Raw genomic sequence first — 11,697 nt, forward strand, 5'->3', positions numbered from 1 at the left:
TTTCGATTCTGCATTTCACTTTCCAAACATAATTGTAAGCGGTTTCTTGTTGTGCTTGGAGGAGGTGGTGTGTGGTATATAACATGTTTTTATTTTCGAAAGCGGTTTTGATGAAAAATAAGGGGGTTCATCGTTGAACAGCAAATGGAAAACAGGCGTCGTTGTTGGAACGGTTGCACTTACCGTGGCTGCACTGGCTGGGTGTGGCAATGCAACCAACGGATCGGCTAGTCATAGCACCTCGGTCTCTGCGAGCTCAGGCCAAGGAAAACCGTTAACGGTTGTTCCTGCGCCATACGGAAGTTTTCAAGACAATTTTAATCCCTTCCAATACCAAACTACAGCTAATCCTGGAACTTTTGGCATGATTTATGAACCGTTATTCTATTACAGTTTGGTCAGTTCAAATGTCTATAGTTTGCTTGGTAAAAGCATGTCGTGGAGCAATGGAGATACAACATTGACTGTCCAACTCAATACAGACGCTAAATGGTCAGATGGACAGCCCTTCACCTCTAAAGATGTGGTGTTTACGTTTGATTTGTTGAAAAAATATCCAGCTATTGATACTTCCGGTGTCTGGACTGAGTTGCGCAGCGTCAAAGCAGAAGGGGCTGGAACCGTTGTGTTCCAGTTCAAAAAGCCGGATGTGCCATTTGCCATGTATGTCGTACAAGAGCCTATTGTACCTGAACATATCTGGTCGAAGGTCGGGAATCCATCCAAATATTTGAACAGTAATCCAGTAGGAACTGGACCCTATGTTTTGGCGAGTTTCTCTCCCCAAGAATACACCTTAAAAGCCAACGACAATTATTACGAAGGAAAACCGCCTGTGCCAGAGGTAATTTTCCCATCATACAGCAGTAACGATAGTGCTAATCTGGCGTTGGCCCAAGGTCAAGTAGACTGGGGAGGACAATTTATTAACAATATTCAACAAGTATACGCCTCCAAGAGTCCATACAACAAGTATTGGTTCCCGCCTAATAACGTAGTCAATTTGGTTCCTAATTTGACAAACTCACTGCTTGGTCAAAAAGTAGTACGTGAGGCTATCAGTATGGCGATTGACCGTAACGCGCTCGCTCAAAAAGGCGAATACGGGTATGTTCAGGTGGCTAGTCCAACAACTATTTTGCCTACCAGTTCAAGTTGGATAGATCCCAATTTGCCGGCTAAGGATTTGAAATTTACGTATAATCCAAGTGCTGCAGAGCAACTGCTGGAGAGTCACGGTTATAAGAAAGTCAATGGTGTGATGGAAGCTCCCAATGGTCAACCTTTATCTTTCAATTTGGCTGTTGTATCTGGTTGGACAGACTGGGATGAAGACGCTCAATTGATTGAACAGGATTTGCAACAGATTGGCATACGGGTCAATGTTCAGCAAATGCAATATGCTGGGTATGAAGCAGCACTCCAGGGACATAGTTTTGATTTGGCTATTGCATCGTCTGGCGGCGGACCCAATCCTTACTATATTGATGAGGATGTCTATCAGTCGCATGGCAGCTTAAATTATGAACAATGGGACAATGCGGCAACTGATCAGGCATTTTCTGATTTTGAATCTACCACAAACTTGGCTCAACAAAAACAGGCTATGTATAAAGTGGAGAAAATTGTCGCTGAAAATTTACCGACTATCCCACTGTTCTATGGTGGTACTTGGTACGAATACAGTACCAAAAATTATACAGGTTGGCCGAGTGCGAGCAATCCATATGTTTCACCAGCTCCATGGTCATGGCCGGCAGCAGAGATTGTCCTTATGCATCTAAAACCAAGAAGTTGAATGGATTGAGCCAAACGGCGGCGATGCAGTCCATCTGCTCGCCGCCCTACAGGATTGCGGCAACATAGTGGGAGGAAGCAGCATGAAATACGTTCTCAGTCGTTTGTCGTTTTTTATCGTATCTGTTTGGGCTGCTGTGACGATTAACTTTGTTTTGCCGCGCATGATGCCTGGCAACCCTGCCGACGCTATGTTTGCCAAATTCCAAAACAATTTGACACCCCAGGCCATGACGGCGTTAAAACTCGAATTTGGGTTCAGCAATCAACCTCTGATAGTGCAATATTTCGACTATCTTAAGGGACTTATCACTCTCCATTGGGGGTTGTCTTTCACGTACTACCCTACTCCAACCAAAACTGTCATAGCGCATAGTTTGCCTTGGACCATCGGTTTAGTAGGGATAACAACGTTAATCTCTGTCTTTTTGGGAACAGGGCTTGGTATTTTAATTGCTTGGCGGCGTGGTGGTGCTCTGGACAATACACTTCCTATTGTCTCGCTGTTTTTTCAAGCGGCCCCCTATATGTGGACAGGACTTTTGTTGCTTTACTTTTTAAGCTTTAAACTGGGATGGTTTCCATTAGCTCATGGTTATGCGCTCAGTGTACAGCCGTCTTGGAGCATTTCGTTTATTTTGTCAGTTTTAAAACATGCGATTTTGCCAGGTATTACGATTTTCCTGGGTTCATTTAGTGGTTGGTTGATAGGGATGCGCAACAATATGATTTTGACGCTAGGTGAAGATTACGTTGTTTTTGCAGAGGCAAAAGGTGTGCGACCTTCCCGGTTAATGCTCATGTATGCTGCACGAAACGCCATTCTTCCTCAGATCACCAGCTTCGCTATAGCGATAGGCAACGTCGTGAGTGGCTCGATTCTTACAGAAGTTGTTTTCTCATATCCCGGTATTGGAGCCCAGTTGCAAGCTGCAGTGTTGCAACAAGATTATCCGTTGATTCAGGCTGCCTTTTTAATGATCGCGTTGTCAGTACTTCTTGCTAATCTGTTGGTTGACCTGCTCTATAGTCGACTTGATCCGCGAGTTCGTGCAGGAGGTGCCACTGTATGATGACGCATCCTCTTGAAGATATCCATGCGAATGAAGTCAATCTTCCCATCAGACGTAAAAGATTTCGTTTTATTCGTTTACTTTGTTCCGATCGTCGTTCGTTGGTAGGATTGTGTCTCTTTTCTCTATTTTTATTGGTCGCCGTTTTGGCGCCTGTGATTGCGCCCTACAATCCACTTTCAACGAATTTTGCTATGAATTTGCCTCCAAGTTATGCTCATTGGTTTGGTACGACGGCTACAGGACAGGATATATTTTCGCAATTTATCTACGGAACACGCACCACTTTAACGGTAGGTATAGGTGCTGGGCTCTTGGCAACCTTGATTGGACTGGCATTTGGTGTAACGGCAGGTTATATCGGTGGGTGGGTAGATACAGTACTTAACTTTGTCACGAATATTTTTCTGGTTCTGCCGAGTCTCGCTCTTCTCATTGTCATTGAATCAATGGTCCATAATACCACGCCTTGGATTAACGGATTGATTATAGGTTTCACTGGCTGGGCTTGGGGAGCTCGAGTTTTTCGAGCTCAAACAATGTCGCTGCGCAATCGCGAGTTTGTTACAGCAGCGCGTCTTTCAGGAGCTTCCACTCTGCGAGTTATGGTTGCGGAAATTATTCCTAATATGACGAGCGTCATTGCTTCTAACATTATTTTTGCTTGTCTCGGTGCCATTCTTGCTGAATCTGGGTTAGCCTTTCTTGGACTTGAAAGCGTCAATTCGGTCAGTTGGGGAACCATGCTCTATTGGGCGCAAGCAGGCGGAGCGTTACTGAACGGCGCTTGGTATTGGATTGTTCCGCCAGGGTTGGGAATTGCTTTAGTTGGTCTATCGCTAGTGTTGATGAATTTCAGTATTGATCAATTAACAAATCCGCGCCTGCGCAAGCAAGGAGGGAAGCGTCGTGAGCAAAGTACAGCCCGTTCTAGAAATTGAAGATGTCACAGTTGTTTATGACAGCCCCTCTGGGCCAGTACAGGCAGTTAGTGATGTTAATTTAACTGTATATCCGGGAACCATTGTTGGTTTAATCGGTGAATCGGGATCGGGAAAATCGACATTAGCAAACGCCATTATGCGCTTGTTAAGAGGCAATGCTCGACTAACTAAAGGACAAATTCGTGTGATGGGAACCGATATTTACGCTTTAAGCAAACGAGAGCTTCGCACATTTCGTTGGAGTCGAATGTCAATGGTCTTTCAGAGTGCAATGACAGCACTAAATCCTGTGATGACGGTGGAGAAACAAATTGTAGACACGTTTCGCAGCCATCGTCCACAAATGTCTGTCAAGGAGGCTAAGGAACGAGCGCGTGATTTGCTGCGGCTCGTGCGTATTGACGAAAAACATTTGCGCAGTTTTCCACACGAGTTATCGGGTGGAATGCGCCAGCGCGTAGTCATTGCTATTGCTATTGCATTGGAACCGCAATTGGTCATTATGGATGAACCCACAACAGCTCTTGATGTGGTAGTGCAGCGGTCGATACTTAATCAAATTCAGGAACTGCAGGCTGAGCGAGGCTTTGCCATCCTATTTATTAGTCATGATTTCAGTTTAGTAACAGAAATTGCTTCACGTGTTGCCATTATGTATGCGGGACGAATGGTTGAGAATACAGAAGCAAAAGTGCTGTTGCCAGAAGTTGATCATCATCCCTATACAGAAGGGCTCATGCGCGCTATTCCACGTTTGACGTACGAAGATGTTGTGATTGAAGGCATTCAAGGACATCCACCAGATTTAATTGATTTGCCGAGTGGATGTGCGTACTCCCCGCGCTGTCCGTATGCAACAGCTGCATGTATGGAAATCCGTCCGACATTGCATCGATTGTCACACGCCACGATTGAATGCCATCTCTACAGTCCAACCAAGGAGGGAGATTCGGAATGGCCGGCCAAGCAGCTTTTGTACAAGTCGACGACTTGAAAATTCGTTTTTCTATTCGAACACGTAAAGGGCCGGCATTTATCACGCCTGTTGACAATGTGAGCTTTCATATTCAACCTGGCGAAGTTTTGGCTCTTGTCGGTGAGTCAGGAAGTGGAAAAAGTACCATAGGCCGTTCCTTGGTTCGTATTCTTGAACCGACAGCAGGGAAAATTCAAGTAGCAGGTCAAGATGTTACGCACATTCGTGGTCGTTCATTAGTGAACTATCACAAAGTAGCGCAAATGGTTTTTCAAGATCCTTTTGGTTCACTGAACCCTGTAAGAACGCTGGAGAAACATCTGGAATTTCCTTTGCGCAAGTATCGTGCAAAGAACCATGCTGAAGTATCTGCCCATATTGATTATCTTTTGCAACGAGTAGGTCTTACACCAGTGCGTGAATTTCGTATCAAGTATCCGCATGAATTGTCTGGTGGGCAACGCCAGCGACTTGCCATTGCACGTGCACTGGCAGTGAGTCCAGAGTTCATCGTGGCAGACGAACCTATTTCCATGCTCGATGTTTCCATTCGTGCAGGAATTTTAGAGTTAATGAACGAGTTAAAACAAGATTTTCAACTCTCCTATCTTTATATTACGCACGATTTGGCGTCGGCTCGTTACTTTGGAGATCGAATCATGGTCATGTATGGCGGACGAGTCATGGAAAGTGCATCGTCGCGCAGTTTACTCAAGCATCCATTGCATCCTTACACGCGTCTCATGTTTGCTGCAACGCCTGGAAGTGATTGGAGCAAACCGTTACCGGAAACAAGTAATGAGGCACCTAACTTACTGGAAGGTCGTAAAGGATGTCCATTTGCTCATCGTTGCTTATTCGTTCAGGAGCGTTGTAGAGAAGAGACGCCTGCGCTGCGTGAGTTTGAAAAAGAACACCATGTTGCTTGTCATTTTGCAGAAACCTTACAGTAAATTTCAAATTTCATGAGTGTTTCTGGACGATTTGTCTGGTTTTTGGGAAATGGGGGCAGTTTGCCATGCAGAAAATGTTTCGGCAAGCCATGAGTTTAAATGGTTATTGGCAGATGCGAGCGGTCGGTGAGACAGAATGGAATCCAGCAAAGGTGCCAGGTTCCGTCATGCAAGATTTATTGACGGCCGGGAAAATTCCGGATCCTTTTTATCGTGATCACGAAGCGATTGCTTTAGAAATAGCTGCTAAAGACTATGAATATGAACATGAGTTTATAGTAGACGAATCATTTCTAAAGGCTGATTATGTTTGTTTGCTAGCTCATGGTCTAGATACATTAGCGACAGTCTGGATAAACAGTTCTTGTCTAGGCAGAACTGAAAACATGCATCGTACTTATGAATGGAATGTCAAAGATAAACTTTGTAATGGTAAAAATATCATACGAATTCGCTTTGATTCTCCCTTGCAGTACGTGGAAAAGATGCAAGAAAAATTTCCACTTTGGGGCCCCGATCACACGATTGCCGGTTTCCCGCATTTGCGCAAAGCACATTACATGTTTGGTTGGGACTGGGGTCCGAAAATTCCAGATGCAGGAATTTGGCGATCATTAGAATTGGTAGCTTTTTCGGGAGCTCGACTTTTAGACGCATCGATTTTGCAGACTCATGAAGCTGATCAGGTTTGGGTCGATGTGCTGACTCAAATTGAAACGTATGAAAAATCCGAAGCGTTAAACCCTGAGGTGGTTGTGAGGCTGATGCACCCCAACGGGTTTGTTCAAGAGGAACGCACTGTAGTTTGCAATGGCCATGCAGATGTTCGTATACAAGTTAAAGATCCTGAACTTTGGTGGACGCAAGATTTAGGTAATCAGCCGCTGTATCAAGTGGAAATTACGGTTGGTCAGCAAAATAAGGTCTTTGATCAACGAAGCTATAGAATTGGTTTGCGTACGTTGACAGTGGTTCAGCAACCTGATCGGTGGGGAAAATCTTTCGCTTTTGTCATTAATGGAGTTCCCATATTCGCGCGTGGAGCCAATTACATTCCAGAGGATAATTTGCTGGGAAGAACTGGCCGAGAAAAAACGGAACGCTTAATCCATGCCTGCAAAACAGCTCATTTCAATATGATTCGAGTCTGGGGAGGCGGCATTTATCCAGGAGATGATTTTTACGATCTCTGTGATGAATATGGACTCATTGTCTGGCAAGATTTAATGTTTGCCTGTGCGGTATATCGTTTAAGCGAAGAATTCCAAGCTAATATTTGTGCAGAAGTAGAAGATAATCTCCGCCGTATTCGCCACCATGCCTGCCTTGGTCTCATATGCGGCAATAATGAGATGGAACTCGCTTGGCATGATTGGGATCTACCCAAGTCAGTAGAACGGCAAAAAGACTATTTGCGAATGTTTGAGGAAGACTTTCCAGCCATTTGCCAAGAAATCGCCCCCCAAACTTTTTACTGGCCAGCTTCTCCTTCATCAGGTGGAGGATTTCGCTCGCCAAATAGTGAAAGGGAGGGAGATGTCCATTATTGGGAAGTATGGCATGGACTAAAACCTTTTACTGACTATCGCAAGTATTACTTTCGTTTCTGTTCTGAGTTTGGTTTTCAATCATTTCCATCCATGAAAACTATATGTAGTTTTACAGAAGAACAGGATAGGAATATTTTCTCTTATATCATGGAGAAACATCAAAAAAACGGATCTGCAAATGGCAAGATTCTCTACTACTTATCGGAGAATTTCAAATATCCGAAAAATCTTCAAGCTCTATCTTATGTTTCACAAATTTTGCAGGCAGAAGCCATTCGTTATGGTGTAGAACACTGGCGACGAAATCGCGGTCGCTGTATGGGAACCTTGTATTGGCAGTTAAATGATTGTTGGCCTGTAGCCTCGTGGTCGAGCTTAGATTCGTTTGGTCGTTGGAAAGCATTACATTATTTTGCTAAACGTTTCTATTCTCCGATTCTACTCAGTGCATGTGAAGAGGGGAGTACGGTCGAATTACATTTAACCAACGATTCACTCGCTCCCGTTCAAGGAAAAGTTTCCTGGTTTTTGAAAAAATTCGATGGCACGGTCGTCGCACATGGACATGAGGAAGTCCAGATATCGGCAATGGATAGTCGCATCCTATTGCAAGTTGATTTGAATTCTCAACTTCAGTCAGGTCATGCTCGACAAATGTTCTTCCAGTACGAAGGTCAATTTGGTGAAAATCACTCGTCAACAGGAACGGTAATTTTCTGTAAAGCTAAGCATTTGGAGCTTTTGTCTCCCGATATTTCTTTAGATATGGAAGAACTGGACGATCATTTTGAAATCCATTTGACAAGTCAAACTTTTGCAAAGTACGTCATGCTTGAATTATCAGAAGCAGACGGCGTTTTTAGCGACAATTATTTCGATCTTCTGCCTGCAACTCCGTATACCGTTTTGCTTTCTAAAAAATTTCTTTCGGAAGATTTGTCACTGAAAGAAGTGTGTGAACAAATTCGAGTTTACAGTCTGATAGATAGCTATGAGAACACTATTGATTCCCACAGGTTGACTGAGAAAGGAAGTTATATCATTGACTAAAAACTGGAATTTTCCTGGAGATTTTTTGTTTGGTGTAGCCACCTCTGCCTATCAAATTGAAGGTGCAAGTCGTGAAGATGGTCGCACACTTTCGCACTGGGATACTTTTTGCTATGACGGTAAAACGTATCAAGGTCATAATGGTGACATTGCCTGTGATCACTACCATCGTTTTCCGGAGGATATTGCTTTAATGGCCGATCTCGGTGTTCAAGCTTATCGCTTTTCGTTTGCTTGGCCGCGAATTTTTCCGGAAAAAGGAAAGTTAAACATGCGCGGTATAGAATTTTATCATCGGCTTCTGGATGAACTGGAAAAACATCATATTGAACCCGTAGGAACTATCTACCACTGGGATCTTCCTGCTTGGTTGGCAGAAGAAGGTGGGTGGCTGGAACGGAATGTAATTGGCCATTTCCGTGAATTTAGTGAAACTCTTTTCAAACATTTTGGAAAGCGCATATCAAAGTGGATTACGCATAACGAACCTTGGTGTGCGTCTTTTCTGAGCTACGGTATTGGCGAGCATGCACCCGGACACCAGAATTGGCAGGAAGCCGTGATGGCAGCTCATCATATCTTGCTGTCTCACGGGGAAGCGGTAAAAGCGTATCGGCAGCTTGGCATAGATGGACAAATTGGAATTACGCTCAATTTGAATGTTTGTTATCCAGCTTCAGAAAGCCCAGAAGATAAGCAGGCTGCAATGCTGGCTGACGGATTTTCAAATCGTTGGTTTCTTGATCCGATTTTTCACGGGTATTATCCAGAAGATATGCTTGAAGCATTTCAAACGCATGTTCCTGATTGGGATTTTCTAAAAGATGGAGATGTAGAGACGATTGCCGTGCCCATCGATTTTCTCGGTGTCAATTTTTATTCGCGCAGTGTTGTTCGGCATTTTTCAGACAATCCGTTTCTTCAGGTTGAACAAGTGCCTGCGCATCCTGACGTTTGTACAGCTATGGGATGGGAAATTCATCCGGAATCTTTGTATCGATTATTGACTCGTTTGGCCAGCGAATATACTTCTATTCCGATTTATATTACGGAGAACGGGGCTGCTTTTGATGATGTGATGGTAGATGGAAAAGTGTCTGATCCTGCGAGAATTGAATATTTGGAAGGGCATCTGCGGGCAGCAGAACGGTTTTGTGCAGAAAACAACCAACTCAAAGGGTATTTTCTCTGGTCACTATTGGATAATTTTGAATGGGCGCATGGATACAGCAAACGTTTTGGTATCGTGCACGTCGATTTTGCAACCCAACGACGTACTCTCAAAGAGAGTGGTGAATGGTATAAAAAGTTAGTCCATATGCATCGACAGCTTACACATGTCGAATAATTGACAACTAGGCATAAGAAAAATAGAGAAAAATGATGCAGTTGAAGCGATAAAACCGCCAAACAGACCATAGAATGGGAGTGTTTTGTTGGCGGTTATCGCTTCTTATTTTGTTCCTACCATGAATAGTTTTTACCCTTGGTTAAGTGTTATCTCATAAATACCATTCTTAAATATCTCAAATGTAAATCTATATTCGATATATTTCTAGTATATAACAATCAAATTTAAATCGACATAAAATAGATGGAGATGCGAAACTCATTGTTTCATTTTTCAACGTCAATCAGGGCGTGGAAAGAGTTTCTGTTTCCTTGTCATCTGGAGCATGGTCTTGACAGATTCCCATGGGATAGTCTTGTTGATTGACACGAATAAACCCAGTTTGGAATACACGAGCACTTTGTTTGATTTTGCAAAGATCCTGGCAGTAAATGCAGTAGAATTGTTCCACGTTACACCGTCCTTCAAGGTTAGACTTTGATAACGCGAGCTTGCAAAAACTGTCCGGGATGGTGTTGAATCATACCCTCTTTACCATATTTATTCTGAATTTGGTAACCTCGATTCGTTAGGTTCTCAATTAAGTCTTGTTGAGCTTTCCAAGGTAAGTTGCGCATAAAAGGTTCAAAAATATGTGCAGCGCGAAACCAAAATTCAATAGTTTTGTCGATATGAAATGTATTTCCAATCATTTCGACTGGATAAATTTGTACTTGATCGTATGTTTCGTCTAGAGTATCGATGATTTCACGAACAGTGTCTTCTGAGGGCAGTTGATCGGTTGTCGAATTTCTTAAAGTTTCGTTATTCTCATAAATAGGTGTCAGCCATTCTGTCATAAAAGGTTCTGTCTGTGGAAATTGAAGTCCATAGACGGTGGTAAACCATGCACCTGGCTTGCAGACTCGGTGTATCTCTTTCAATGTTACTTGAATATTCGTGAAATGTAAAAAAAGACACCCTATCGCCGCGTCAAATGTATTGTTTTCAAATGGAAGCTCCTCGGCTGTTGCTTGCACAAACTTGACCGAAGACTCAGGGTAACTTTTCAGTTTTTGCATGGAACGATTTAACATTCCAACAGAAGGATCGATGGCAGTGACTAGGCCGTGTGAACCAACCTGATTCACCAGTCCTCCTTCTAGTGTCAGTGCACCAGTGCCGCATCCAAGTTCTAGGACATGCATACCTGGTTTCAACTTAGCGTTTTTAAGCACGAGAGAGCGTAGTTCTTGAGTGTTAGTGAGGGTATTCATAACGTCATCATAATCTTGCATTTGACCAAAACCGGCAAATCGGTTCAGTTGTGCACGTTTTTCTAGAAATCCAGTAGCTTCCAAAAACTGTCGAAATTTATAGAGATGCTTTTCTCCACGTTGCGTCAAACGAATGGACATGTCTGATGTATGGGTCACCCATTCAGCTGCACCATAGTCGAGAATCAACTTAAATTCTTCTTCTAAGCGATAAATTGACCAGGGACGATGAAAGGATCCGCTGACAAAATCAGTGGCTAACATGGGCTGGTAATATTGTATAGCCTGGTAATCATCATAGGCATTTACAATAAACGCCAACCAGAATATATTTTTCGGAGTATAGCGTTGCATACTTGTTTCCAATAACTTTGAGGCAACGAAGATCATGCTTTCATCCAGACCTTCTTGACCTAAGCGCAAATGCGCATAAAATGCTGCGGTGCTGGTAATCGCGTCAATCATAGCATTGGTGGCTACTACCTTTTGAAAATATGGTTGGATGAATGGGTGAGAAAATAATTCTGTCGTCCAATATGTGTGAACCAGTTTTTGCGCCTCTTGGTTAATCAGGTTTTGATATTCTTGGGTAATTTCCATCACGGCTACATTAGTAAGTGTTGGCCCTACTAATACATTTTCTTTCAGTAAGTTTTGCATAATTGGCGCGAGTCTGGGCAATTCATCAGTAATGTCAGGCATATGGTTTCTCCTTCCTCACGTCCTATCCTATTTTAGTAATTTTAT

8 protein-coding genes are annotated in these 11,697 nt (G+C 43.2%); 7 read left to right on the forward strand and 1 reads right to left on the reverse strand.

Annotated elements, in window-relative coordinates:
* Positions 1 to 133 precede the first annotated feature (133 nt).
* From FY534_RS03060 to FY534_RS03090, 7 genes are all read left to right on the forward strand, one after another.
* Complete coding sequence (locus FY534_RS03060; protein WP_203115176.1) at positions 134 to 1,798, forward strand: ABC transporter substrate-binding protein; 1,665 nt, start codon at positions 134 to 136, stop codon at positions 1,796 to 1,798.
* Positions 1,799 to 1,880: 82 nt separating this feature from the next.
* Complete coding sequence (locus FY534_RS03065) at positions 1,881 to 2,870, forward strand: ABC transporter permease (RefSeq protein WP_072873894.1); 990 nt, start codon at positions 1,881 to 1,883, stop codon at positions 2,868 to 2,870.
* Positions 2,867 to 3,811 (forward strand): ABC transporter permease, encoded by a 945-nt coding sequence (locus tag FY534_RS03070; protein WP_238413637.1) that lies wholly within the window; start codon positions 2,867 to 2,869, stop codon positions 3,809 to 3,811. Before FY534_RS03065 ends, FY534_RS03070 begins: the two co-directional genes overlap by 4 nt.
* Complete coding sequence (locus FY534_RS03075) at positions 3,780 to 4,808, forward strand: ABC transporter ATP-binding protein (protein WP_072873895.1); 1,029 nt, start codon at positions 3,780 to 3,782, stop codon at positions 4,806 to 4,808. Before FY534_RS03070 ends, FY534_RS03075 begins: the two co-directional genes overlap by 32 nt.
* Positions 4,769 to 5,743, forward strand: a complete 975-nt coding sequence (locus FY534_RS03080) for an oligopeptide/dipeptide ABC transporter ATP-binding protein (protein WP_072873896.1) — start codon at positions 4,769 to 4,771, stop codon at positions 5,741 to 5,743. The genes FY534_RS03075 and FY534_RS03080 overlap by 40 nt, the downstream gene beginning before the upstream one ends.
* A 65-nt stretch (positions 5,744 to 5,808) precedes the next feature.
* Positions 5,809 to 8,343 (forward strand): beta-mannosidase, encoded by a 2,535-nt coding sequence (locus FY534_RS03085; RefSeq protein ID WP_238413638.1) that lies wholly within the window; start codon positions 5,809 to 5,811, stop codon positions 8,341 to 8,343.
* Positions 8,336 to 9,691: a GH1 family beta-glucosidase gene (locus tag FY534_RS03090; protein WP_203115177.1), complete on the forward strand. Its 1,356-nt coding sequence runs from the start codon at positions 8,336 to 8,338 to the stop codon at positions 9,689 to 9,691. The genes FY534_RS03085 and FY534_RS03090 overlap by 8 nt, the downstream gene beginning before the upstream one ends.
* A 473-nt stretch (positions 9,692 to 10,164) precedes the next feature.
* On the opposite strand, the gene FY534_RS03095 is transcribed toward FY534_RS03090, so the two are convergent.
* The gene (locus FY534_RS03095) at positions 10,165 to 11,652 is read right to left on the reverse strand and encodes a class I SAM-dependent methyltransferase (protein ID WP_203115178.1); all 1,488 of its coding nucleotides are present in this window, start codon (positions 11,650 to 11,652) and stop codon (positions 10,165 to 10,167) included.
* Positions 11,653 to 11,697 lie beyond the last annotated feature (45 nt).

The organism is Alicyclobacillus sp. TC, from assembly GCF_016804365.1.
Lineage (GTDB): Bacteria > Bacillota > Bacilli > Alicyclobacillales > Alicyclobacillaceae > Alicyclobacillus_I > Alicyclobacillus_I tolerans.